We start from the raw sequence: 24,164 nt of genomic DNA, 5'->3' as shown, positions 1-24,164 counted from the left end.
GTCGCGAGCGCGGACAAGGGGAGTTTTGACGTCAGCCGATCCTCACCGGGTGCGATGGGGACCGGGTAGCAGCAGGGCCAGGACAGCCCCGACGGCCACCACGAGCGCGCCGACGGCCACCGCCGGTCGCAGGCCGTCCACGAACGACGCCGGGGTGATGTAGTCGCCCTGGCCGGCGAAGACCGAGGCGAGCACCGCCACCCCGACCGCGACGCCGAGCTCCCGGATGGTGTTGTACGTGCCGGAGGCGATGCCCTGGGCCTCGGACGGCACGCTGGCGAGCGTGGCGGTGCTCATCGGGGCGAAGGTCAGGCCCATGCCGACGCCGGCCAGGGCCAGCGGTACCGCGAGGGCGCCGTATCCGGCTTCGACGGTGCTGACCAGGGCGAGCCAACCGAGGGCGATCGCGAGCAGCATCTGCCCGGTGACGATCAGGACGCGTGGGCCGAGTCTGCCGACCACCAGGCCGGCCAGGGGTGCGACCAGCATCGGCGCCATGGTCCAGGGCATCGTCCGGATGCCGGCGGCGATGGGACTCAGCCCCTGTGCCACCTGGAAGTACTGCGCGAGCAGGAAGACCGAGCCGAACACGCCGAGCGAGAAGGTGAACGCCACCGCGTTGACCAGGCTGAATCCGCGCGAGCGGAACAGGTGTGGCGGCAACATCGGGGTCGGGGTGCGGTGCTCCCAGAGCACGAAGGCGGCCAGCAGGACAAGCCCACCGAGGATCGTGCCGGTCACGGCCGTGGACGTCCAACCGCGGTCCTCGCCGTTCGCGACGCCCCAGATCAGCGCGAGCATGCCGGCGGCGGAGAGGACCAGTCCCAACGGGTCCAGCCGGCCGGCCGGCCCCCGGGATTCGCGCAGCACGGTGGTTACCAGCAGGACAGCCACCAGCCCGACCGGGACATTCAGCCAGAAGATCCAGCTCCAGTCCAGTCCCTCGGTCACCGCGCCGCCGACCAGCGGCCCGACCGCGACCCCGAGACCGCTGATTCCGCCCCAGATGCCCACGGCGGCGTTGCGCAGTCGGTCCGGCACGGCGGCGGCGAGCAGGGTGAGGGAGAGCGGCATGACGGCGGCTCCGGCCGCGCCCTGGACGGCCCGGGCCGCGGTGAGTATCCAGGGTTCGGTGGCCAGCGCGCAGGCGGCGGAGGCGATCGTGAACAGGGTGATGCCGGCCAGGAACAGCCGGCGTCGCCCGATCCGGTCGCCGAGTGCGGCGGCGGTGAGCAGCAGCGCCGCGAACGGCAGCGTGTAGCCGTTGACGAACCACTGCAGGTCGGTGAGGGACGCGCCGAGTTCGGTCCTGATCACCGGCAGCGCCGTGGTCACCACCAGGTTGTCGAGGGTGACCATGAACATCGGTACGCCGACCGCGGCGAGCACGGCGGCCAGTGGTCCGCTGCCGGACCGGCCGGTGGGTCCGGCCGGTGCCGACGGTGGGGCCGGACGGGGTCCGGCGGTGTCAGCCGGTTCGGTGGTGACCACGGATCGGCTCATCGGGACAGCTCCTTAGTTGTTATCGACTGATAACTTCACGGGAGCGAAAGTAGCTATCAACTGATAACATGTCAACCGACGGGCTGAAGGAGGCACGATGACCAGGACCCGGTTGACCGCCGCCGAACGAGGCGAGCAACTCGTGGAGGCCGCGGTACGGGCATTCGCCCGGGCCGGGTACGCCGGCACCAGCACCGACGACGTGGCCCGGTTGGCCGGCGTCTCCCAGCCGTACGTCATCCGGCTCTTCGGGTCGAAACAGCGGCTCTTCATCGCCGCCGTCGAGCACGCAACCGGCCGGATCGAGCAAATCTTCCGGGACGCGGCGTCGGAACGGGCCGACCTGGAAGCCCTGGGCGACGGCTACGACCGGCTACTCGCCGAACCCGACCTGCTCGCCATCCTGATGCACGGCTTCGCGGCCAGCGCCGATCCGGAGATCGGGGCCCGGGTCCGCGACCGTTTCGGCCGGATCTACACCCTGGTCCGCGAACTGACCGGCGCGGACCCCCGGCAGACCCGGGACTTCCTGGCCGCCGGAATGCTGCTCACCGTACTCGGTGCGATGCGGGTCACCGGCCCCGACGCGGTCACCCCGGACACCTGGGCGGCCGAACTTCTTGACACCTTCGACCGCCCCGGCGCCAAGTCGGGCGACCACGGCTGCTGAGCGCCGTCCCACCGCCCGTCCCCGAATTTGATCATCGCGCCCGCGGCTGGGCAGGATGTCCGGAAACGACCAGCACATGGGGGAACTGATGACGGAACGTCTGGCGGTGGTCAGCGGCGGCGCGACCGGGATCGGCGCGGCGATCGCGGCGGGTCTGGCCGAGGACGGGTACGACATCATCGTCGTCGGACGCCGTGCCGACCTGCTCAGGGGAGCGGCGGACCGGATCGGGGCCGGCTGCGGCCGACCGGACGCGGTTCAGGCGGTGCCGGCGGACCTGACGGATCCGGCGCAGTTGGCGCCGGTCGTGGCGGCGGTCGGGGACCGGCAGGTCGACGTGGTGGTGAACAACGCCGGTGGCTACCTCGGCGGGGACGGATCCACCCTGGAGGGTGTCGCCGCGCAGTGGCGGGCGAACCTCGACAGCAACGTGCTCACCGCCGTACTCCTGACCGAGGCGCTGCGGCCGGCGCTGCGTCGACCGGGCGGACGGGTGATCCTGCTCAGCTCGATCGCCGCGCTGCGAGGCGGCGGTGGGCCGTACTCGGCGGCGAAGGCGGCACTGCACGGCTGGGCGTACGACCTGGCGCAGCAGCTCGGACCGGAGCAGATCACGGTCAACGTGGTGGCTCCCGGCTATGTCGTCGACACCGAGTTCTTCGGCGACCGGATGACCCCGGAGGGGCACCAGCGGCGGGTCGACGCCACCCTGGTCGGCCGGGCCGGTGAGCCGGCCGAGATCGCGGCGGCGGTCCGCTACCTGGCCGGCCCGTCCGCCGGCTACGTCACCGGACAGGTGCTCGGGGTCAACGGCGGCTCGGTCTTCGGCCGCTGACATCGCCTGGCCGGGGCATCCGCGCCGGCAACTGACCGGATCGGGCGGCGGCTCCCCGTGCAGCCGCCGCCCCCCACGTTCCGACTATGCGTTGAACATCTCGTACGCGGCCGCCGGCGCCGGCTGGGCCTCGTCGCCTTCCGGCGCGGTCAGTTTCGGCGCGTTGCCGTAGTCCTCGTACGTCACGACGTACGTGTACGCCTTCGCGTCGCCGGCGGCGGGCACCTCGAGGGTGAGCGAGGTCAGGTTGCCGTCGCCGTCGACGGTCGCGGTGAACGGAACCTGCTTCGCCGCCTCGCCGAGCGCAGTCATCTGGTCCGCCTCCAGGACTTCGGCCGCCTCACCCGAGGTGAGGTCGATGCTGCCGGAGTACTTTCCGGACCCCTGGTCCTCGACCGACGTCGCGGCCTGGATCAGCGGGCCGGTGTTGCCGATGTCCACGCCCTCGTAGCGCGGCACGCTCTCGCCGTCGTCGAGCTTGGCGCGGTCGATCGCCATCCACGTCTTCGGCAGTTTCGGCAGCCCGGTCAGGCCCTCCGTGTCGGAGAAGGTGATTTTGGACCACACGTCGTCGCCGATGACCAGGAATGCCACCTTGGTGGTGAAACCGTGCTCCGGGTCCTTGGTCGAGATCGCCAGCTCGGCCGCTTTCGCCGCCCCGTCCACCGAGCCGGTCAGTTCGCCGGTGCTGTCCTTGTGGGTGAAGCGGAACGGGCCCTCCGCGCCGTCCGGCACCGTGGCCAGCAGCTTCTCCTTGGCGGTCGGTTCGGCCAGCGGGTTCAGCTCGGAGCCGCACCCGACGAGCGCCGCCGCCGCGAGTGCCACGGCGAACAGACCGCCGGTCAGGCGTACGGCACGGGTCGCCCCGATGGTTCTGTTCATTGTCTTCCCTTCGAACGTCTGTGCTTCCGCAGGGAGATGCTGCCTGGACCTACTGTCGTCGTACTGCCGTTATGCTGCGGTCGGAATGCCGTGGCACTGCCGTCGGAATGCCGTGGCACTGCTGTCCGCCGCGGTGCGGCCGTGAGCGGCGGAGTTGAGTCCTGACGCAGGGTCCGGAAAGGTCGTCTGGTCGCCGATGGTGGGATTTGAGATCCTCGGCCCGCAGCGGGCCTGGTACGGCGACCAGGAGCTCGATCTGGGTCCCGGCAAGCAGCGGGCGGTTCTGGCCGTGTTGCTGCTGCACGTCGGACGGCCGGTGTCGACGGCGCGGATCGTGGACGCGGTCTGGGCCGGGGATCCGCCCGCGAACGGCCCCAACGTGGTGCAGAAGTACATCGCCGGGCTGCGCCGGATTCTGGAGCCGGAGCGTTCGCCGCGTACCCCGGCCCAGGTGCTCACTCTCACCGACGCCGGTTACCTGCTGCGGGTGCCGTTGGACGCGGTCGACGCGGCACGCTTCGAACGGTTGATCCGGCAGGCCCAGGCGGCCCGGGCGGACGGCCGGGTCGCCGAGGCGGTGGAGCTGCTGCGGACCGCGCTCGAACTCTGGCGGGGCGAGCCGTTCCCGGGCCTCGATACGCCGTTCTTCGAGGCCGCCCGCAACCGGTTGGTGGAGTTGCGTACGTCCGCCCTGGAGACCTGGTCGGAGTGGGGGCTGGAGCTGGGGCGCCACCAGGAGCTGGTCGCCGAGCTGAGCCGGCTGGTGGTGCGGTTCCCGGTCCGGGAACGGCTGCGCTACCTGCAGATGCTGGCGCTCTACCGGGACGGGCGGCAGGCCGAGGCGCTGGCCGCGTTCCGGGAGACCCGGTCACTGCTGCGCGACGAGTACGGCGTGGAGCCGGGTGAGCAGCTCCAGGAACTGCACCGGCGGATCCTGCGGTCCGATCCGGGTCTCACACTTCCCACCCCGGCCCCGGCCGCCACAGCCCCGGAACCGGATCCCGGGCTCGGGGCTGTGGCGGCCGGGCATGTGACGGCCGGGCACGTGACGGCCGGGGGTGAGGCGGCCGGGCGTCCGGTTGCCGAGGGTGCGGCCGTCGCCGGTGGTTCGGAGGGTGCCGGTGGTTCGGAGGGCGCCGGGCCGACCGTGGCCGAGGCCCGGCCGGTGTACGTACCCGAGCAGCCGCCGTTCCCGACCGGCGCGGTGACGCCGGGCGGGTTGCCGGTGGAACTGGGCCCCGACCTGGGCGGTGTCTGGCGGCGGGACCGCGATCACCGGTCCCCGCTCTGGGTCAGCCACGTCGGCACCGGGTTGGGCGCCCTGATCGTGCTCGTCTCGTTCGGCGTCCTGGCCTGGCTGGTGATGGCCGTCTTCGCGATCCGGCGACGCAGTTGGCCACTCGCCCTGTCGGCGGTCGGCTACCTGCTGGTCAGCCTGGTCTTCAGCGTCACCATGGGCAGCGGCGATCCGGACGAGCCGAAGCCGTTCGACTTCGTGATGATCGTCATCATGGCCGCCGGCTGGGTCGGTGGCGTGATCCACGTGGTTCTGCTCAACCGGGGCCTCCGGGCGGCGATGGGCGGCGGATGGGCCGGGAAACGCCACGACGGGGAGCGACGGCTGCGGCGGGAGCAGGCCAGGTATCTGCTCTACCACTACCCGGCGGCCCGGACCGAGCTGCGGATCGGCCGCCCGGACCTGCCCCGCCGCTTCGACGACGGCGGGCTGGTCGACCTGAACGCGGTTTCCGAGCAGATCGTGCTCCGGCTGCCCGGGCTCGCCGAGGCGCAGTGGCGGCGGGTTGTCGCGGACCGCGGCCTCCGCGGCCCGTACGGGTCGATGGAGGAACTCGTCTCCCGCTGTGCGCTTCCGCTGACCGCCACGGAACCGCTCCGGGAGATCCTGCTCTTCCTACCTCCCGTACCGGCGGCCGGGACGCCGTTCGACCTGCCGAACGTGCCGGTTCCCGGGCAGTCGGCCGGGCCGGTGTCCGGATGGTCGGCCGCCGTCCCGTTGCCCGAGCCGTCGCCGTACGCCCGGCCGGCAGTGGACGCACCGCCGCACGCGCGGTGAGTCGTCCGTCGGCATCCGCTGGTAGAAATGCCGGATGGGTGACGATCGGGCAGAGGTACGCGAGCGGGCCGAGGCGGTGCTGCGCCGGCTGGCCGGCGAGCGGGCGCGGCTGCGGGACGACCAGTGGCGGGCGATTGAGGCGCTGGTGGTCGACAAGCGGCGGGTGCTCTGCGTACAGCGCACCGGATGGGGCAAGTCGGCGGTCTACTTCGTGGCCACCGCCCTGCTCCGGCAGGTGTCGGGCGAGCCTGGAGCGGGCGAGCCCGGAGCGGGCGCGGCCCGGGAGACCGGGCCGACGGTGATCGTCTCGCCGCTGCTGGCGCTGATGCGCAACCAGGTCGAGGCGGCGGCCCGGGCCGGGATCCGGGCCCGCACGATCAACTCGGCGAACCTGGACGAATGGGACGAGATCGCCGCCGAGATCACCGCCGGTACGGTCGACGTCCTGCTGATCAGCCCGGAACGGCTCAACAATCCGGACTTCCGGGACGGGGTGCTGCCCCGGCTCGCCGCCACGACCGGACTGCTGGTGGTCGACGAGGCACACTGCGTCTCCGACTGGGGGCACGACTTCCGGCCCGACTACCGCCGGCTGCGGACCTTCCTGGCCGGGCTGCCCGCCGGTACGCCGGTGCTGGCCACCACCGCCACCGCGAACGCCCGGGTCACCGAGGACGTGGCGGAGCAGCTCGGCGACGCCCTGGTGCTGCGGGGGCCACTCGACCGGGAGTCGCTGCGGCTGGCCGTACTGGAGTTGCCGAACCCGGCGTACCGGCTCGGCTGGCTCGCCGACCACCTCGACCGGCTGCCCGGTTCGGGGATCATCTACACCCTCACCGTGGCGGCGGCCGGCGAGACCGCCGAGTTCCTCCGTACCCGTGGTTACACCGTCGCCGCGTACACCGGGCAGTCCGACGACGCGCAGCGGCGCGCGGCCGAACGGGACCTGCTGGACAACAAGCTGAAGGCGCTGGTCGCCACCTCCGCGCTCGGGATGGGGTTCGACAAGCCGGACCTGGGTTTTGTCGTGCACCTGGGCGCCCCGCCGTCGCCGATCGCCTACTACCAGCAGGTCGGGCGGGCCGGCCGGGCGGTCGGCGAGGCCGAGGTGCTGCTGCTGCCGGGCGCCGAGGACACCGCGATCTGGCGGTACTTCGCCTCGTTGGCGTTTCCGCCGGAGGAGCAGGTCAGGGCGGTGCTCGGGGTGCTGCGGCCGGACCGTCCGCTCTCGACCCCGGCGCTGGAGCCGATGGTGGACCTGCGTCGGGCCCGGCTGGAGCTGATGCTCAAGGTCCTCGACGTCGACGGCGCGGTCCGCCGGGTCCGGGGCGGCTGGCTGGCCACCGGCGAGCCGTGGCACTACGACGCCGGCCGGTTGCGTCGGGTCGCCGAGGCCCGCGCCGTCGAGCAGCGCTCGATGCTGGAGTACGCGGCCACCAGCGGTTGCCGGATGGAGTTCCTCCGCCGTTGCCTCGACGACCCGGGGGCGACCGCCTGTGGACGCTGCGACAGGTGCGTCGGCCCCCGGCATCCGGCCGAGGTGTCGGCGCCCGGGCTCGCGGCGGCGCAGGCGTTCCTGGGCCGCCCCGGGGTGGAGATACCGCCGAAGAAGCTCTGGCCGACCGGTCTGGAGGCGGTCGACGTACCGCTGCGGGGGCGGCTCGGTCCGGCCGAGCAGGCGCTGCCCGGGCGGGCTGTCGGACGCCTCTCCGACCTCGGCTGGGGTGCTCGGCTGCGGTCCCTGGTCGGCCCGGAGGGGGTCGACACCGACCTTCCGGAGGACCTGGCGGGCGCGGTGGTCGACGTGCTCAAGGTGTGGGCGCACGGTGACGACCGGTGGCCGGCCCGCCCGGTCGGGGTGGTGGCGGTCGGGTCGCGGCGTCGGCCACGGCTGGTCCGTACCCTGGCCGAACGGATCGCCACGGTGGGGCGACTGCCGCTGCTCGGCGAGGTCCCGGCCCGGTCCGGCGATCCGGACGGTGCCGGGCCGCGCGGCAACAGCGCCCAGCGGGTACGAGCCCTGCACGACGCCTTCACCCTGCCCGGGCCGATGGCGGCGGAACTCGCCGGCCTGACCGGCCCGGTCCTGCTGGTCGACGACCTGGTCGACTCGGGCTGGACGATGACGATGGCCGCCCGGCTGCTGCGTCAGGCCGGCGTGCCGGCCGTGCTGCCGTTCGCCCTCGCGGTCGCCGGCTGAGGCTCCGGACCGGGTCCGCTCAGCCGGGTCGGCCGTAGCTGTGGACGGGCTGGTAGTCGACCCGGTCGATCCGGACGCGGCGGCCGGTCCCGGGCGCGTGGATGATCTTCCCGTGCCCGACGTAGATCGCCACGTGGTGCAGGTCACGGTAGTAGAAGACCAGGTCGCCGGGGATCCGGGCGGCCGGGCTGACCCGACTCACCGCCCGCCACTGCCGGGCCGCGTTGTGCGGCAGGCGTATCCCGGCGGTCGCCCAGGCGGCCATGGTCAGACCCGAGCAGTCGTACCCGTCGGGGCCCTCGCCGCCCCACCGGTACCACGTGCCGAGCTGTGCGTACGCGAACCGTACGGCCTGGTTGGCGGCGCCCGGGGCGGAGGCGGCGGGCGGTGGTGCGGTCTCGGCGGGGCGGTCGTCGCCCCGCGGTGACCGGCCCAGCCGGGTCAGTTCGCTCTCGATCGCGAGCCGGCGGGCGGCGAGTTGACGCTCCTGACTCCGCTGCCGGGCGGCGAGTGTCCGCACCGTGTCGCGGGCGGCGGCCAGCCGGGCGTACGTCTCGGTGAGCCCCGTGACGACCCGCTGCCGCTCCCGGGTGAGCCGGTCCAGGATGATCAGCGGATCGACCAGGTCGTCCCGGTTCCGCATGCTGATCAGGGCGCCCAGGAAGCTCAGCGAGCGGACGTCGCCGACCCGGTACGCCCGCGCCGCCAGCTGACTGATCTCGGCCCGGTGCGTGTCGATCGCACGCTGCAACTGCACCATCTCGGCGTGGATCGCCGCAGCCCGGGCCTGGGTCTCCCGCAGTTCCTCCCGCAGGTTGTTGTACTGCTCGACGACGATTTCCAACTGCTCCGCCGCGGTGCCGGGGCCCGGCTCGGCGGTCGGGTCGGCCCGGCCGGGGAGCGGGGCGAGCGCCAGCGCCACGGTCATCCCGGCGGCGAGCGCGGCGGCGCGACGTGGCCATGCGGTGGTCGGCACGATCTCTTCAACGATCGATGCCCGGCCGAGGCGACGTGGTGCCGGTCGGCGTCGCCCGGGGAGCCCGGGGTGACCGGCGGTCCAGGGGAGCTGACCAGCGGGTAACCTGCCCGGTATGAGCCAGCAGCGGTCGGTCGATCGACGGACCCGGTCCGTCGGTTCCCCGCCGCGCGCCGACGCCGACAAGGTGGTCGGGTCGCGTGCCGACGCCGACGAGGCGGTCGGGTCGGCGGTACCCGACCGGGGCACGGTCCGCCTCGCGCTCACCATCGCCGGTCTGGTCCTCGCCCTGCTCGGCGGCTTCACCCTCGGTCGGCTGAACCCGGCCCCGGGGGCGACACCGGTCGGCGGCCCGGCCGCCGGTACGACGTCCGCCGACCACACCCACCCGCCGGGTACCGGCCCGCACGAGCACCCGACCGGCGCCGGCCCGGCCGGTGCCGCCGAGGCGGCGGGTCTGGCGGTCAGCGCCGCCGGCTTCACCCTGGTGCCGACGGGTACGTCGTTCACCGCCGGTCGCCGTACCGATTTCACCTTCCAGGTCCGGGGTGCGGACCGGCGGGTGGTGACCGACTTCGCGGTGGTGCACGAGAAGCCGCTGCACCTGATCGTGGTCCGTCGGGATCTCACCGGCTACCAGCACCTGCACCCGACGAGGGGGCCGGACGGCACCTGGCGGGTGCCGCTCACCCTGGCCGAGCCGGGGATCTGGCGGGCGTACGCCGACTTCACCGCGCGGGACGGTGCCGGCGCCGAGGTGCCAGTGACGCTCGGCGTCGACCTGGTCGTCGCCGGGGCGTACACGCCACACCCGCTGCCGGGGCCAGCCCGGGAGGCGACCGTCGACGGGTTCACCGTGACGTACGAGGGGACCGGGCAGGTCGGGGCGAGCACACCACTGCTGTTCCGGGTCTTCGCCGACGGAAACCCGGTCACCGACCTGCAGCCCTACCTCGGCGCGTACGGGCACCTGGTGGCGTTGCGCGAGGGTGACCTGGGCTACCTGCACGTACACCCGGAGCCCGAGCTGGTCGGCGGGGCGGTGAAGTTCTGGCTGACCGTGCCGAGCCCGGGACGCTACCGCCTCTACCTCGACTTCCAGGTCGGGGGCGTGGTCCGGACCGCCGAGTTCACCGTCACCGTCGCCTGACGGCTGCCCGGCCGGCCCTCAGCCGGCCCGGCGGATCGGCCGGTGGGCGAGCTGGCGCAGGGTGTCCCGGATCAGCTTCTTCTCCTCGGCCGGTACGGCGGGATCGGCGAGCCGGGACATGATCATCCGTAGGTCGGCGTCGACCGGCGACTCGACCACGAGCCGGCGGGCAGCCGGCGGGCCCGGTTCGGCGTCGGGCAGTCCGAGGGCCCGGAACGCGGCACCGACCGGTACGCCCAGTGCGGCGCAGAAGCCACGGACCTTGGCCAGCTCCGGATAGTCCTGCCAGTCGCCGGCGAGCCACCGGAAGACGGTGGACCGGCCGACACCGGTGTGGGCGGCCAGCTCGCTGACGGTCCAGCCGCGGTCGCGTTTGGCGTCGTCGATGGCTCGGCGCACGAAGCGGGCGAAGGCCGCCTGCGGCGAGTCCTGAGTGGCACCAATACTCAGCGGAATCCCTTTCGCCCGGAGCGGGTGACTCTGCTGAGAGTAGTGCGACGTGAAGGTCGACAGCGCCGCCTGATTGACCCCATCCCGCCGGTACCCTCGGCCAGAACTGCCCTCCCGCCTCCGGCTACCGGGTGGCGTCGGACCCGCCGGCAGGCCGGTCGAGCAGGGTTTTCAGACAGGGTGTGACCTGCCACTGTTCGACCAGTCCGGCGTACTCGGCCCGTTGCTCGGCGGTTGGCGCGGCCCCGGTGCGTCGGGCCCGCAGCAGCAGATTGCGCGGGGTGTGCCGGGAGTCGACGAACTCCACCACCTCGACCCGGTAGCCGTGCAGCCGGAGCAGGGCCGCCCGCAGCGCGTCGGTGAGTACGTCGGCGAAGCGTTCCCGCAGGATGCCGTGCCGGACCAGTGGCTCGTACGGCGTCGGAGCCGGGTTGGCCCGCAGTTGCGCGGCCAGGTCGTGGTGGCAGCAGGGGGCGGCGAGCACCCAGCGGGCCTCCCACCGGACCGCCCGGGCCAGCGCCTCGTCGGTGGCGGTGTCGCAGGCGTGCAGCGCGAGCACCAGATCGGGGGCCGGGTCGACCGTCGCGTCCAGGATGGTGCCGGCGACGAACCGGACCTGGTCGGCGCAGCCGAGCTGCTCGGCCAGCGCGGTGTTGCGGCGCCGTTGGTCCTCGCGGACGTCGACACCGACCACCTCGACGGCGACGCCCCGGCCGGTCAGGTACCGGTGGGCGGCGAAGGTCAGGTACGCGTTTCCGCAGCCCAGGTCGACGACCCGCAGTGGACCGGTCAGGTCGGCGGGCAGGGTGGCCGCCAACGCCCGCAGGAACGCGTCGACCTGACGCCGCTTCGCCGCGCTGGCGCCGATCGCGGCGAAGAACGGGTCGTCCGGGTCGAGCAGGTGTTCCCTGACCCGGTCGTGCCCGTTGACCGGCGCGACCGGGGCCGAATCGGCGCCTGCTGTCGCACCGTCTCCGGCCGTCGTGCGGTGGTCGGGCTGCGGCCGGACCCCGGGGTGCGGGGCCGGGGCGCGGTGCAGTTGCGCCTCGCCGCGCTTGGTGACCCGTACCTGCAGGGTGGTGGTGGCCGTCTCGACGTGCCAGTTGCCGAACGGCTCGGCCAGCAGGGCGTCCACCGCCGCGTCCGCCTCCGGTCCGAAGGAGACGTTCCGGGTGTGGGGGCGGGCGCCGTCGTCGGTGACGATCTGCAGCCGGGGACCCGCCTTGAGCGCCACCGGGCGCAGTTCGGCGCGTACCACCGCCGGGGCCGTCCCACGGCGCCGCCCGGCGGCGACCGCGCGGGCCAGCCCGGGGTCGAGCAGCAGCGCCCGTACTTCGGCGAGCGCGCCGCCGAGATCCTGTGGCATCTCTCTCCACTTTCCGCCGGCGGCGTTGTCACGCCGGCCCGACCAGTCCCGCCGGCGGCGTCCGGGCCGCCGGTCGACCTCCGGCGGGGTCCGGGCGGACCCGGACCGGTCCGCCGGCCGGTTCGACAGAACCGCCGCCGGCGGGTGCCGGCGGCGGGTGTTGACGGGGTACGAATCCGTCCGGTCAGTCCTCGGTGGACGGCTCGCCGCCCGGGGTCACGTCGCCGGTCTGGCCGGCACCGCCGGAGCCGGCCCGGCGGCGACGCCGCCGCCTCGGCTTGGCCGCCCCGTCGGTCGTCTCGACCATCGTGGAGGTGCCGCCCGCGCCGGTCTCCCGGCCGGGAGCGTCCGACGCGGTGTCCGTCGATGCGGCGCCTCCCGGCGCGGTGTTCTCCGGGGTCCCGGTGACGATCTCGCCCGCCCGGCGCCGCCGGCGCTGCCGGCGACGGGGCTCCTCCTGGCCGGTGGCCTCGGTCTCGGGCCCGGTCGGCCCGGTCTGGTCGGCTGTCGCGGAGTCCCGGCCACCGCGCCGTCGGCCGCGGGACCGGCCCGCGCCGCCGCCCTCGGTGCGGCCGGGGCCGCGCCGGCCACCGGCGCTCCGGGACCGGCCACCGAGGTCCTCCTCGACCTCGGCCGCCAGCCCGGCCCGGGTCCGCTCCGCGGACGGCAGGGTGCCCGGCGTGCCGGCCGGGATCTCCAGGTCGGTGTAGAGGTGCGCGGAGGTGTGGTACGTCTCCGGCGGCTCCGGCATGTCCAGCCCGAGGGTCTTGTCGATGATCCGCCAGCGGGGCATGTCGTCCCAGTCGACGAAGGTCACCGCGACACCGGTGGCGCCGGCCCGGCCGGTCCGGCCGATCCGGTGCGTGTAGGTGTCCTGGTCCTCCGGGCAGTCGTAGTTGATCACGTGGGTGACGCCGGTGACGTCGAGTCCGCGCGCCGCCACGTCGGTGGCGACCAGAATGTCGATTTTGCCGGCCCGGAACGCCCGCAGCGCCCGCTCCCGGGCGCCCTGGCCCAGGTCGCCGTGGACGGCGGCCACCGCGAACCCGCGGAAGTCGAGGTCCTCGGCCACCCGGTCGGCGGCACGCTTGGTCCGGGTGAAGATCATCGTGAGGCCCCGGCCCTCGGCCTGCATGATCCGGGCGACGATCTCGATCTTGTTCATCGAGTGGGTCCGGTAGACCAGTTGCCGGGTCAGCGGCGACGGCCCGGTCTCGGCGGTGTGCCCGGCGTGGATGGTCACCGGCTGCCGGAGGAACCGTCGGGACAGGGCCACGATCGGATCCGGCATGGTGGCCGAGAAGAGCATCGTCTGCCGGTCCTCCGGCAGCATCGCCAGGATCCGCTCGACGTCGTCGAGGAAGCCCAGGTCGAGCATCCGGTCCGCCTCGTCCAGGACGAGCGCCCGGACCCGGTCCAGCCGCAGCTGCTTCTGCTTTGCCAGGTCGAGCAGCCGGCCGGGCGTACCGACCAGGATCTCGACGCCCTTGCGCAACGCGTCGACCTGCGGCTCGTACGCCACGCCGCCGTAGATCGGCAGGACGCGTACGCCCCGGGTGCTACCGGCCGCCGCGAGATCCTTCGCGACCTGCAGACCCAGCTCCCGGGTCGGTACGACAACAAGCGCCTGCGGCAGCCCGTCGCCGCCCTCGGCCGGGGCGAAGACCCGCTCCAGCAGTGGTACGCCGAAGCCGAGGGTCTTGCCGGTGCCGGTCGGCGCCTGGCCGATGAGGTCGGAACCGCGCAGTGCGATCGGCAGGGCGTACTCCTGGATCGCGAAGGCCCGGGTGATGCCGACCGCGGCGAGTGCGGCCACGGTCTCCTCGCGCGCGCCCAGCTCCGCGAAGGTGGGAGCCTCGGGACGTACCGGCGCGTCGGCGGCCAGCGCTTCGCCGGCCGGGATGTTCTCGGTGTGATCGCTCATGTGGTTGTGGGGGTGCCCTCTCGTGGTGCGCCCCGTCTGTCCAAAGGGCGCGATGTCGGTAAATGGCGCGGGCCACACGGTCGACGGCGAATCGCCGAGGAAGAGACCGGGCCGCACGCGCGCCGCGAGGCAGAATTTCCGAGGAACGTCAGCGCCCGTTTCCGGGACGTCGGGCCCCCGTGGGCCGGCGGGTAAACCGTCGGTACCCGTGGAACTCTGCCGACCAGCGGAACTCTGCCGGCTGCGGCAACTGATCCATGCTACCTGAGCCCGGCATACGGCGTCTCCACTCCGCCCGGAACGCCGACGCGCGGGGTGGCCAGATGTGAGCTTGCTAACTCCGAAGTTGGAGACCGGAAGGGGCGCGACCGGTCGGAACGCCCGGTTTCCGCCGTGGATCGCCGAAGGAGCGGGTTGTCGTCATCCCACCCGCCCGCCGGTCCCCGGGCGGTAACCTGCGGGCGTGTCCGCCCCCGCAGAGCCCGTTCCCGCCGGCCCGTCCGCCGCCTCTCCCGCCCCGGTTCCGGCCGGTGTCGGGGACGGTCCGAGCCCCGGTGCCCGGCCCGGTCCCGTACCCCGGGCCGCGTTGGTGGACCTGCTCGGCCTGGTCGCGTACGGGGAACTGCTCGCCTTCGACCGGATGGCCGCGGACGCCCGACTGGCGCCCGACCTGACCCGGCGGGCCGTGCTCTGTGAGATGGCGGCGGTGGAGATCCAGAACTACCGGCGGCTCGCCGACCGGCTGACCGCACTCGGTGCCACCCCCGGCGAGGCGATGGCGCCGTTCGTGCCCGCGCTGCAGTCGTACCACGACTCGACCGAGCCGAAGGACTGGTGGGAGGCGCTGACCAAGGCGTACGTCGGAGACGGCATCGCGGACGACTTCTTCCGCGAGATGGCGGCCTTTCTCGACGAGCCGGACCGACGGCTGGTCCTCGACGTGCTGCACGACTCCCGTTACGACGAGTTCGCCGGCCGGGAGATCCGGCTGGCGATCGCGGCGGAACCGAAGCTGGCGAGCCGGCTCTCGATGTGGGCCCGGCGGCTGGTCGGGGAGGGCGTCTCGCAGGCCGTCCGGGTGGCCGGCGAGCGCAGTGCGCTGGCCGCGCTGATCGGCACCGACCCGGACGAGCAGACCGGTGTCCCGGCGCTGTTCAAACGGCTGACCGTGACGCACAGCGCCCGGATGACCGCGGTCGGTCTGAACAACTGAGCCGGCGGTCGGTACGGGACTTCCCGGACGTTGTCCGGCCACCCGTCGACGGCACGTTCGGCCGTCGCCGGGTACGGCGGGACAGGGTCAGCGGGCGACGAATCCGACGGCGCGCGGCGACGCCTCGGCGATCTCGACGTACGCCACCTTGTCGGTGGGGACGATGACCCGCCGGCCCTTCTCGTCAGTCAGTGACAGGGTGCCGCCGCCGTTGCTGCCGAGGGCGTCCGTCACGATCTGCTCGATCTCGGCCGGCGTCTGCGCGCTCTCCAGGACCAGCTCGCGGGGCGCGTACTGCACGCCGATCTTGACCTCCACAGGACCTCCTCGTTCAGGGCGAAAGATCCGCCGTCGGAAAGGCTATCCGATTGCCGCGGGCGAGAGTCAGGCCGACTCGCCCTGGAGCGGGAAGCTTGCGATCCCCCGCCAGGTGAGATTGGTCAGCAGCGCCTCGGCCTCCTCCTTCGGCACCTGGCGTCCGTTGGCCAGCCAGAACTGCGCCGCCGTCTCGGCCGCGCCGACCAGCCCGGAGGCGAGCAGTTCGGCGCGGGCCCGGCTCACCCCGGTATCCGAGATGATGGTGTCGGTGAGGGCGGCGATGCAGCCCTGCTCGACCCGCTCCACCCGGTCCCGGACGGCCGGCTCGTTACGCAGGTCAGACTCGAAGACCAACCGGAACGCGCCACTCTCGTGGTCGACGAAGTCGAAGTACGCCCGGACCGCGCCGCTGACCCGTTCCCGGTTGTCGGTGGTCGCCGCCATCGCCTCCCGGACCTTCGCCACGATCGCGTCGCAGTGGGTGTCCAGCAGTGCCAGGTACAGCTCCAGTTTGCCGGGGAAGTGCTGGTACAGGACCGGCTTGGAGACTCCTGCCCGCTCGGCGATGTCGTCCATCGCCGCGGCGTGGTAGCCCTGCGCGACAAAAACCTCCTGGGCCGCCGCCAGCAGCTGTTTGCGCCGGGCCGAGCGCGGTAGCCGCGTTGGTCGGCCGGCAGTCTGCGCGCCGTTGCCCAGCTGGGACACGGTCACCTCCGCTTCGCCTCGCACGTCACCGATCCTCGATCCGATCCTCGTCCCGGGTCGGGTCCATCCTCCTCGCCCGACCGCACAATTAGCCTGCCGCTGTAACTTATCGGCACTGCCACCACACGGTAGCCTCAGCGGGGGCGACCAAGGAGCGCACGGTGGACGAAACAGGGCAACCCGGAGCCCCCACACCGGGAGACAACGGTAACGGGGCAGGTCCGCAGGGCGACCAGGCCCGCCCGATCAACGGCTGGGCGGCCGACGCGGGCTGGCCCGGCGCCGAGAACGGCGGCGACGCGTCCGGGCGGCAGTGGCGGCAGCCGGCGGAGCCGGTGCTGAGCCAGGGCTGGGGAGACCGGTCGACGTCGTACCCGACGCAGCCGTTCCCGGGCACTGCGGCGGAGCACCGGCAGCCGGTCAACGGCGTACACCTGGGCGAGGCGGCCGAGGCGGAGCGGGGCTGGGCCGGTGGACGTGGCGAGCCGGGCTACCCGTACGGGCCGGAGCCGACCGACCCGTACGTGCGACGGTCGCCGGTACCGGAACTGCCGGCGGGGCCGCCGGAGGAGTACCCGACCGGCCCGCTGACCGCGCAGTCGCCCGACGGGGCGGCACCGGCTGAACCGGCCCGGCACGCGTACTCCGAACGGGAACCGGGTGGCACCCTGCCGGCGGGGCAACCGCCACGGTGGGGGGAGTCCGGCTATCCCGGCCACCCCGGACCGATCTCCGGGCCGCCGGCCGCCGCCGTCTCCGGGCCGCCGGTGCCGGCCTCGGCGCCGCCGATGCAGGTCTCCGGGCCGCCGGCCCAGATCTCCGTACCGCCGGCCAACCCCGACCGGATGGTGCGGGAGCGGACCGCGTTGATGCCCGCCGTACCCCGACCGGCCGACCGTGTCCCGGGCCAGGGCGGCCCGTCGGGGCACGGTCAGACCGGAACGCCGTCGGGCGCCTGGCCGGCGGCACATCCGGTCGACCGTGGCGCGCTGCCGAGCGGCCCGGGCGCCGCGCCGGCCGGCCCGGGCGCCGCGCCGGCCGGCCCGGGATATCCACCCGGTGAGCCCGGTACGCCGCAGGGCGGTGCCGGTGAGCCGGACGGTGCCTGGTCGTCCGGGTGGGCACCGCCGTGGGCGGCGCCGAGCCCCACGCCGACCAGCGCGAATCCGGTCGACCCGCAGCCCGCCGGTCACGGCGTGCTCGACCCCCAGCCCGCCGGTCATGGACCGGTCGGCCCGCACACCGCCGGTCCCGCGTCCCTCGACCCGCATCCGGAAGGACCCGGGCCGGTCGGTCCGCCCGCCACCTCCGCCCCGGCCGGGCCCGGCGTCGGCGGTCCCGCCGCCGCGCCGCACGCCGCCGGCCTTGGCCACGGGGGCGACCAGGCCGAGCCGGCGGGCGAGTTCCGGGACGGCGGACACCGCCGCGACGTCGAGCCCGCCCCGGACCAGGGCTGGTCCCCGCCGGGCTGGGCGAACCAGCGGGTGCAGCGGCTGCCCGTGCAGCGGCCGCCCGCCGAGTCCCCGCTGACCGCCGTCCGCGAGGTCGGCCACCGGGACGACCAACCCCAGCCGGCGGGCTACGACGACCGCGGCCAGTCCGGCGGATACGACGACCAGGGCCAGCGTTCCGGGTACGACGACCGCGGCGAGCCGCGCGGCTACGACGAGCACGGCCAGCGTTTCCGGACGGCGTACGACGAGCACGCCCAGCGGGTGGGACACCCGGTCGGCCCGGCGGGGCCCTCGGGCGCCGATCCGGGCAGCCACCGCGTGGGGCCGGAAGATCCCGGGCAGCACGGTCCGGTCGGACCGGTGCCGGCCCAGCATCCCGAGGCGCCGGGTTACCTGCCCGGGCCGGGTGGCCTGCGCTCCGCCCGGGCCGGCGAGCCGACCGGTCATCCACCGCACCGCGAGGCGCTCGCCCTGCCGACCTCGTCCAGCGTCGCCGGTCCGGCGTACCCGCACCAGCCTCCGTCGCTGTCGGCGGCCGAACCCGGATCCGTGCCCCGCCCCGCCGAGCAGGGTTTGGACGCGCTACCCCAACGCATTCCCGCTGAGCCAGACGTGCCCACCGTGCCGGAGCCGCCAGCCGTGGAGCCCCCCGCCGAGACGCCGGAACTCGCCCGAATCGCGACCCACCTGCGTCGGGAGGACGGACCGGTGCAGCCACGCGAGCGGCCGGACGGGTTCGACGTCGAGGCGATCGTGGCGGCGGTACAGGGTGTACCCGGGGTTCGGGACGCCTCCGTCCGGACCACCCCGGCCGGAGCCCACAGCCTGCGGCTGGACCTCGCCGACGGTGCCGACCCGGCCGAGGTCAGCCGGCAGGTGGCCCGGCTGCTCCAGGAACGGATGGGGCTCGCGGCGGCCCCGCAGAACCTGCCCGACACCGCACCGGTCGACCCGACCCGTCCGGGGTGGCCCGGCTCCGGGGCGTCCGCCCCGGGGGCACCGCCCCGGCAGGTGCCGACCGCCGCGCCCCGGCAGCCGGGCACGTACGGCGCGCCCGCGCCCACACCCGCACCCGGGGCGTTCGGCGGGCCGACCGGCCCGGGCACGTACGGCACCGCGACGGAGGGGGCCCGTCGGCGCCGCCCGGCCCCGGCCCGGGGACGGGCCAGCGCGGAACAGCCGGAGGGGGCCACCCCGACGGAGACCGGCCGGAGTGGCGGGCTCGGCGCCACGACCGTCGGCACCTCGTACTCCGGCAGCCCGGTCACCACCACGGAGAGCGCGCCGTCCCGGCCGCTCAACCCGGGCTCACCGCCGGGACCACGGGTGATCATCGACCACGTGCAGGTGAGCACCTTCGGGCTGGACGCCACGGTCGAGGTCCGGCTGGCCGCCGGCGACCAGCCGGCGGCCGGGCTGGCCACCGGGCCGGCGGTCGACGGGTACGTGCTGCGGCTCTGCGCCGTCGCGGCGGCCGCCGCGATCGACGAGCTGCTCAGCTCCTCCACCCGGGTCACCGAGCGCGGCCGGTGTTTTGTCGAACACGCCGCCGTGGTGCCGTTCGGCAGCTGTGAGGTGGCGACCGTGGTGGTCCTGCTGGTCTGCGACGGCTGGGTGGAGCAGCTCGCCGGCTCGGCACTGGTCGCCGGTGATCCACGCCAGGCCGTTGTCCGGGCCACCCTGTCCGCGGTCAACCGGCGGCTTGAGGCGTTGCTCACCTGACCCGGCCACCGGAATCCGGCAGAGCGTGACGACCGGGGAGGGGACGGGGCAGACGTCCCCGCCCCGGTCGGGCCGCCGGCGGCCGTCCTGCACGGAGCGTGGGCGCGAGCCGACGGACAGCGACACACTTGACTGATGAAGCGCGCGTTGCTGGAGGCGGACGAGCTGGTCGTCCGCGACGAGGTGCCGCCGCCGTGGCCCGGCCGGACGGTACGGATCGACGGTCTGCTCACCCACGTCCGGGACACCCCGGCCACCTCCCCGGACGCCGAACCGGCGCTCTATGTGCACGGACTGGGCGGATCCGCGCAGAACTGGACGGACCTTGCCGGCCTGCTCGCGCACCGGCTCGACGGGCAGGCGATCGACCTGCCCGGCTTCGGGCTGAGCGGCCCGGCCCCGCGGTACACCGTCCCGGCCCTGGCCGACCGGGTGATCCGCTACCTCGAACACTCCGGCCGGGGTCCGGTGCACCTGTTCGGCAACTCGCTCGGCGGGGCGATCTCGGTACGGGTCGCCGGGCTCCGCCCCGACCTGGTCCGCACCCTGACGCTGGTCTCGCCGGCGATGCCGTTCCTCGACCCACGGCGCTCGCTGCAGGGCAGGATGGTGCCGCTGCTGGCGGTACCCGGCGCGGAGCGGCTAGCCGCCCGCCTGCTGACCCAGCTGCCGCCGGAGGAGATGGCCCGCCAGGTGATGGAGGCCTGCGTCGCCGACACCAGCCGGATCTGCGACCAGCGGCGGCAGGAGGCGATCGAGGAGATCAGGATCCGCTACACGGCGGAGCACTACGCGAGCGCCTATCTTCGTACGCTGCGTGGCCTGGTGGGGAGTTTCCTGCGGGCGTACCTGCCCGGTGCCGGGTCGCTGTGGCGGCTCGCCGCCACGATCACCGCGCCGACCCTGGTCATCGGCGGCTGGCAGGACCGGCTGGTCGACGTACGGGTGCCGGCCCAGGTGGCCCGGCTGATCCCGGACAGCCGGCTGCTGATGCTGGACGGGGTGGGACACGTGCCGCAGCTGGAGGTGCCGCGTACGGTCGCCCGGGCCGCCCTCGCCCTGCTGTCCGAGCCCGGTACCGGTTCTGGCCGGCTGTCCGAGCCCGGTACCGGTTCTGGCCGGCTGGCGGAGTCCGGTATCGGTTCTGGCCGGCTGGCGGAGTCCGGTATCGGTTCTGGCCGGCTGGCGGAGTCCGGCACCGGCCGGCCGGTCGGAGTTGATCTCACGGGGCAGCAGAATTCGCTCCGCTGACGTCTGATGTAGGCGTGCGGAAAAGTCGGCGCCCCCAGCCCCCGTCCGAGCGTGTCGAACCCGGGCCGGCCCTGTCGTCCGGTCGGCCGCCTCGGGAGGGCCGGGACACCGCCCGGCCGCGCCCGGACGGCCGGGGCGCCTACCGGGGACGGGCACGTCGTCCGCCGGTCCGCCGGTCCGGCTGGCTGGCGGTGGGCCTGCTGGCGGTGGCGGGTGCGGTCGCCGTGGTCGGGATCCTGGTGCCGCCGGCGGACCGGCTGGTGGCCGACGACGGCCCGGCCGGCGCCCCGACCGGGGCGGCCGGACCGACCGGGCCCGCGACACCGAGCCCGACCGCGAGTGCCACGCCGTCGGCGCCACCACCACCGCCGGTGTTGAAGCTCGACGGTCCGGGGCCGTCCACCGGGCCGGGGACGTTCAGCTACGCCAAGGGACGCGGCGAGGTGCTCGGCCGGGCGGGGACGCTGCGGAAGTACCGGGTGGCGCTGGAACGCGGCACCGACGAGGACCTCGACGAGTTCGCCGCGAAGGTGGACGCCGCGCTGGCCGACCGCCGCAGCTGGATCGGCAGCGGACGGCTGCGGTTGCAACGGGTGCCGGACAACGCCGGCCACGACTTCACCGTCTACCTGGTCACCGCCGGTACCGCCCGGCGGATGTGCGCCGAGTCCGGTGTGGACATCCGGGTCGACGGCAGGCCGTACACCTCGTGCCGGGGCGCCGGGCGGGTCATCCTCAACCTGGACCGCTGGCGGCTCTCGGTGCCGCACTTCGTCCGGGCCAAGGTGCCGTTGGAGACGTACCGCAGTTACGTGGTCAACCACGAGGTGGGGCACGAGCTGGGCCACCGGCACGAGCGCTGTCCCCGCGACGGGCGGCCCGCCCCGGTGATGATGCAGCAGACGCTCTTCCTCAACGGCTGCAAGGCGAACCCGTGGCCGTACCTGGACGGGGAGCGGTACACCGGACCGCCGCTCTGACCGGCGGCTGACGGTCCGCCGCGCTGACGGTCCGCCGGTCCGGCCGGGCGTCGGTGCGGCGGCTGGTGCGGGCCGGCCGCCGCGTGGCACAGTGGGCCCGCCATGCAAGGGCCGGCCGCGCACACCGATCCCGTCCGTCTCCCGGAGCTGTCGACTCCGGGCGACCGTACCGGCGACCCGGCGGGCGAGATGTGGCCGGAGGACCGTACCGACGACCGGGCCGACCGAGTCCGACCTGGCGATGCTCGACCTGACGATGCCCGTACCGACGACCCGGTCGACGCGGCACCGCCGGGCGGCCGGCGCGGCCGGCACCGGCTGGCGATGGCCCGGGCCCGCCGCCGTCGCCGACGTGCCGTCGCGCTCGCGCTGCTGTCGACCACCGCCGGCCTGGTGCTGGTCGGGCTGGTGCACGGTGGCCCGCCGGACGGTGCGCCGGTGGCGGCCGGGAGTGCCGACGGAGTGGTCGCCGGTGGCCCGGCGCGCGGTGCCGGCCCGTCCGGAGACGCCGCCGGAGCGCCGGACGGCACGGCCTCCGGGCGGTCCGACGGGCAGCCCGCCGACTATCCGACCACCGGTCCCGGCACCTTCGGGTACGCCGGCGGCGGTGACGTCGTCGGCACCACCGGTGACCTGCGTCGTTTCCGGGTCGCGGTGGAGCAGGGGATGGGGCAGGACACCAACGGCTTCGCCCGCGCCGTCGACACGGTCCTCGGCGATCCACGCGGCTGGACGGCCTCGGGGAAGGTCCGCTTCCAACGGGTCGGCCGGACGGCGAAGGCCCAGTTCACCGTCTTCCTCGCCACTCCGGGAACGTCGGAACGGATGTGTGCCGAGGCTGGCCTGCACACCGAGCGGTACGGCTCGTGCCACGTCCCCGGCGAGGTGGTCCTGAACATCGCCCGCTGGCTGACCGCGGTACCGGACTACGGCGCCCCGCTCGACGTCTACCAGGCGTACGCGCTCAACCACGAGGTCGGGCACGAGTTGGGGGAGCGGCACCAGGCGTGTCCCCGGACGGGCGCCCCGGCTCCGGTCATGCAGCTGCAGACGTACGGGCTGCGCGGCTGCGCGCCGAACGGCTGGCCGTACGTCGACGGGCGCCGCCACGTCGGCCCGGTGCTGCCGTAGCGTGCCGGTGGTCACCCGGTGCCCGGTTATTCCCGCTCCCGGATTCCGGGCAGGTGTTCCACCTCATGGCCGATATCGGCCCCGGCGAGCGACAATGGCCCGACATGCCACTGTCGATGCGCTCAGCCGTCCGCTGAGCGAGGATCGGAACCGGGGAGTCCATCGTGTCACTGCCCCCGCTCGTCGAACCCGCCGCCGAGCTGACCGTTGACGAGATCCGTCGCTACTCGCGCCACCTGATCATCCCGGACGTCGGGGTCGAGGGGCAGAAGCGGCTGAAGAACGCCCGGGTGCTCTGTGTCGGGGCCGGCGGTCTCGGCTCGCCCGCGCTGCTGTACCTGGCCGCCGCCGGGGTCGGCACGCTCGGGATCATCGACTTCGACGTCGTCGACGAGTCCAACCTGCAGCGGCAGGTCATCCACGGCGTCTCCGACGTCGGCCGGCCGAAGGCGGAGTCCGCCGCGGCCAGCATCCGGGAGATCAACCCGCTGGTCAACGTGGTGATCCACAACACCGCCCTGGACCGGGACAACGTGCTGGAGATCTTCGGCCAGTACGACCTGATCGTCGACGGGACCGACAACTTCGCCACCCGGTACATGGTCAACGACGCGGCGGTGCTGCTCGGCAAGCCGTACGTCTGGGGGTCGATCTACCGGTTCGACGGCCAGGCGTCGGTCTTCTGGGCCGAGCACGGCCCCTGCTACCGCTGCCTCTACCCGGAGCCGCCGCCGCCCGGAATGGTGCCGTCCTGCGCCGAGGGCGGGGTGCTCGGTGTGCTCTGCGCGTCGATCGGCTCGATCCAGGTGACCGAGGCGATCAAGCTGTTGACCGGGATCGGCGAGCCGCTGGTCGGCCGGCTGATGGTCTACGACGCGCTGGAGATGTCGTACCGGAAGATCAAGGTCCGCAAGGACCCGAACTGCGCGCTCTGCGGCGAGAACCCGACCGTCACCGCGCTGCTGGAGGACTACGAGGACTTCTGCGGCGCGGTGTCGGCGGAGGCGGAGGAGGCGGTGGTCGACTCGACCATCACCGCCCGGGAGCTGAAGGAGTGGCAGGACGCCGGCAAGGACGTCTTCCTGGTCGACGTCCGGGAGCCGGCCGAGTACGAGATCGTCCGGATCCCCGGCGCCACGCTGATCCCGAAGGGCGACATTCTCTCCGGCGCGGCACTCGCCCAGCTGCCGCAGGACCGGCAGATCGTGCTGCACTGCAAGTCCGGCGTACGGTCCGCCGAGGCGCTCGCCGCGGTGAAGGCCGCCGGGTTCCGGGACGCGGTGCACGTCCAGGGTGGGGTGCTCTCCTGGGTCAAGACGGTCGACCCCTCGCTGCCCAGCTACTGATCCGCCAGTCCGCC

At 74.0% G+C, this 24,164-nt stretch carries 19 protein-coding genes; 11 read left to right on the top strand and 8 right to left on the bottom strand.

All coding sequences use genetic code 11. The features are described 5' to 3' along the window. Window positions 1-42 precede the first annotated feature (42 nt). Complete coding sequence (locus ABGB05_RS16195) at window positions 43-1,503, bottom strand: DHA2 family efflux MFS transporter permease subunit (protein WP_347654225.1); 1,461 nt, start codon at window positions 1,501-1,503, stop codon at window positions 43-45. A 97-nt stretch (window positions 1,504-1,600) separates the two neighbouring features. On the opposite strand from ABGB05_RS16195, the gene ABGB05_RS16190 reads away from it, so the two are divergent. Both ABGB05_RS16190 and ABGB05_RS16185 read left to right on the top strand, forming a co-directional pair. Continuing rightward, window positions 1,601-2,173 carry a TetR/AcrR family transcriptional regulator gene (locus ABGB05_RS16190; RefSeq protein ID WP_347654224.1) on the top strand — a complete coding sequence of 191 codons (573 nt, stop codon included), beginning with the start codon at window positions 1,601-1,603 and terminating at the stop codon, window positions 2,171-2,173. A gap of 88 nt (window positions 2,174-2,261) precedes the next feature. Continuing rightward, entirely contained in the window at window positions 2,262-3,008 is a 747-nt protein-coding gene (locus tag ABGB05_RS16185) for an SDR family oxidoreductase (protein ID WP_347654223.1), read from the top strand. A gap of 84 nt (window positions 3,009-3,092) precedes the next feature. Here the strand turns inward: ABGB05_RS16185 and ABGB05_RS16180 are convergent, their stop codons facing one another. Further along, entirely contained in the window at window positions 3,093-3,890 is a 798-nt protein-coding gene (locus tag ABGB05_RS16180) for a hypothetical protein (RefSeq protein WP_347654222.1), read from the bottom strand. A gap of 196 nt (window positions 3,891-4,086) precedes the next feature. Between ABGB05_RS16180 and ABGB05_RS16175 the strand changes: the two genes are divergently transcribed. Next, entirely contained in the window at window positions 4,087-5,964 is a 1,878-nt protein-coding gene (locus ABGB05_RS16175; protein WP_347654221.1) for a BTAD domain-containing putative transcriptional regulator, read from the top strand. A gap of 34 nt (window positions 5,965-5,998) precedes the next feature. Then, on the top strand, window positions 5,999-8,164 hold the full coding sequence (locus tag ABGB05_RS16170; RefSeq protein ID WP_347654220.1) for a DEAD/DEAH box helicase: 2,166 nt from the start codon (window positions 5,999-6,001) through the stop codon (window positions 8,162-8,164). A gap of 19 nt (window positions 8,165-8,183) precedes the next feature. Here the strand turns inward: ABGB05_RS16170 and ABGB05_RS16165 are convergent, their stop codons facing one another. Beyond that, entirely contained in the window at window positions 8,184-9,140 is a 957-nt protein-coding gene (locus ABGB05_RS16165; RefSeq protein ID WP_347654219.1) for an NlpC/P60 family protein, read from the bottom strand. A 115-nt stretch (window positions 9,141-9,255) separates the two neighbouring features. Here ABGB05_RS16165 and ABGB05_RS16160 point away from each other — a divergent pair, with 115 nt between their 5' ends. Beyond that, entirely contained in the window at window positions 9,256-10,290 is a 1,035-nt protein-coding gene (locus ABGB05_RS16160; protein WP_347654218.1) for a hypothetical protein, read from the top strand. Between the two features lie 18 nt (window positions 10,291-10,308). Here the strand turns inward: ABGB05_RS16160 and ABGB05_RS16155 are convergent, their stop codons facing one another. The 3 genes from ABGB05_RS16155 to ABGB05_RS16145 all read right to left on the bottom strand — a co-directional run bounded on the left by ABGB05_RS16155 (window position 10,309) and on the right by ABGB05_RS16145 (window position 14,030). Beyond that, the gene (locus tag ABGB05_RS16155) at window positions 10,309-10,734 is read right to left on the bottom strand and encodes a helix-turn-helix domain-containing protein (protein ID WP_347654299.1); all 426 of its coding nucleotides are present in this window, start codon (window positions 10,732-10,734) and stop codon (window positions 10,309-10,311) included. A 130-nt stretch (window positions 10,735-10,864) separates the two neighbouring features. Further along, window positions 10,865-12,106: an SAM-dependent methyltransferase gene (locus ABGB05_RS16150; RefSeq protein WP_347654217.1), complete on the bottom strand. Its 1,242-nt coding sequence runs from the start codon at window positions 12,104-12,106 to the stop codon at window positions 10,865-10,867. Between the two features lie 184 nt (window positions 12,107-12,290). Then, the gene (locus ABGB05_RS16145; RefSeq protein WP_347654216.1) at window positions 12,291-14,030 is read right to left on the bottom strand and encodes a DEAD/DEAH box helicase; all 1,740 of its coding nucleotides are present in this window, start codon (window positions 14,028-14,030) and stop codon (window positions 12,291-12,293) included. 463 nt (window positions 14,031-14,493) lie between these two features. Between ABGB05_RS16145 and ABGB05_RS16140 the strand changes: the two genes are divergently transcribed. Beyond that, window positions 14,494-15,243 carry a ferritin-like fold-containing protein gene (locus ABGB05_RS16140; RefSeq protein ID WP_347654215.1) on the top strand — a complete coding sequence of 250 codons (750 nt, stop codon included), beginning with the start codon at window positions 14,494-14,496 and terminating at the stop codon, window positions 15,241-15,243. 87 nt (window positions 15,244-15,330) lie between these two features. Here ABGB05_RS16140 and ABGB05_RS16135 read toward each other — a convergent pair whose 3' ends face one another. Together ABGB05_RS16135 and ABGB05_RS16130 are read right to left on the bottom strand one after the other, a co-directional pair. Further along, a complete protein-coding gene (locus ABGB05_RS16135) occupies window positions 15,331-15,561 on the bottom strand; it encodes a DUF3107 domain-containing protein (protein WP_347654214.1) in 231 nt (76 codons plus the stop codon). 66 nt (window positions 15,562-15,627) lie between these two features. Continuing rightward, complete coding sequence (locus ABGB05_RS16130; protein WP_347654298.1) at window positions 15,628-16,266, bottom strand: TetR/AcrR family transcriptional regulator; 639 nt, start codon at window positions 16,264-16,266, stop codon at window positions 15,628-15,630. A gap of 161 nt (window positions 16,267-16,427) precedes the next feature. Here ABGB05_RS16130 and ABGB05_RS16125 point away from each other — a divergent pair, with 161 nt between their 5' ends. The 5 genes from ABGB05_RS16125 (at window position 16,428) to moeZ (ending at window position 24,150) form a co-directional block, all read left to right on the top strand. Next, window positions 16,428-19,442: a hypothetical protein gene (locus ABGB05_RS16125; RefSeq protein WP_347654213.1), complete on the top strand. Its 3,015-nt coding sequence runs from the start codon at window positions 16,428-16,430 to the stop codon at window positions 19,440-19,442. A 135-nt stretch (window positions 19,443-19,577) separates the two neighbouring features. After that, window positions 19,578-20,693 carry an alpha/beta hydrolase gene (locus tag ABGB05_RS16120; protein ID WP_347654212.1) on the top strand — a complete coding sequence of 372 codons (1,116 nt, stop codon included), beginning with the start codon at window positions 19,578-19,580 and terminating at the stop codon, window positions 20,691-20,693. A gap of 14 nt (window positions 20,694-20,707) precedes the next feature. Beyond that, a complete protein-coding gene (locus tag ABGB05_RS16115; protein ID WP_347654211.1) occupies window positions 20,708-21,673 on the top strand; it encodes a DUF3152 domain-containing protein in 966 nt (321 codons plus the stop codon). Window positions 21,674-21,775: 102 nt separating this feature from the next. Further along, on the top strand, window positions 21,776-22,804 hold the full coding sequence (locus ABGB05_RS16110; protein ID WP_347654210.1) for a DUF3152 domain-containing protein: 1,029 nt from the start codon (window positions 21,776-21,778) through the stop codon (window positions 22,802-22,804). 164 nt (window positions 22,805-22,968) lie between these two features. Next, window positions 22,969-24,150 (top strand): adenylyltransferase/sulfurtransferase MoeZ, encoded by a 1,182-nt coding sequence (gene moeZ / locus ABGB05_RS16105; RefSeq protein ID WP_347654209.1) that lies wholly within the window; start codon window positions 22,969-22,971, stop codon window positions 24,148-24,150. The last annotated feature ends 14 nt before the right edge of the window (window positions 24,151-24,164 follow it).

The organism is Plantactinospora sp. B5E13 (assembly GCF_039871775.1).
GTDB lineage: Bacteria > Actinomycetota > Actinomycetes > Mycobacteriales > Micromonosporaceae > Plantactinospora.
Note: the sequence above shows the minus strand (reverse complement) of the source record. Positions and strands in the feature narration are given on the sequence as shown.

Coding starts and splice junctions, on each gene's coding strand:
- ABGB05_RS16120 (WP_347654212.1), top strand. CDS start 19,578: ATGAAGCGCGCGTTGCTGGAGGCGGACGAGCTGGTCGTCCGCGACGAG.
- ABGB05_RS16170 (WP_347654220.1), top strand. CDS start 5,999: ATGGGTGACGATCGGGCAGAGGTACGCGAGCGGGCCGAGGCGGTGCTG.
- ABGB05_RS16145 (WP_347654216.1), bottom strand. CDS start 14,030: ATGAGCGATCACACCGAGAACATCCCGGCCGGCGAAGCGCTGGCCGCC.
- ABGB05_RS16185 (WP_347654223.1), top strand. CDS start 2,262: ATGACGGAACGTCTGGCGGTGGTCAGCGGCGGCGCGACCGGGATCGGC.
- ABGB05_RS16175 (WP_347654221.1), top strand. CDS start 4,087: ATGGTGGGATTTGAGATCCTCGGCCCGCAGCGGGCCTGGTACGGCGAC.
- ABGB05_RS16160 (WP_347654218.1), top strand. CDS start 9,256: ATGAGCCAGCAGCGGTCGGTCGATCGACGGACCCGGTCCGTCGGTTCC.
- ABGB05_RS16190 (WP_347654224.1), top strand. CDS start 1,601: ATGACCAGGACCCGGTTGACCGCCGCCGAACGAGGCGAGCAACTCGTG.
- ABGB05_RS16195 (WP_347654225.1), bottom strand. CDS start 1,503: ATGAGCCGATCCGTGGTCACCACCGAACCGGCTGACACCGCCGGACCC.
- ABGB05_RS16150 (WP_347654217.1), bottom strand. CDS start 12,106: ATGCCACAGGATCTCGGCGGCGCGCTCGCCGAAGTACGGGCGCTGCTG.
- ABGB05_RS16180 (WP_347654222.1), bottom strand. CDS start 3,890: ATGAACAGAACCATCGGGGCGACCCGTGCCGTACGCCTGACCGGCGGT.
- ABGB05_RS16110 (WP_347654210.1), top strand. CDS start 21,776: ATGCAAGGGCCGGCCGCGCACACCGATCCCGTCCGTCTCCCGGAGCTG.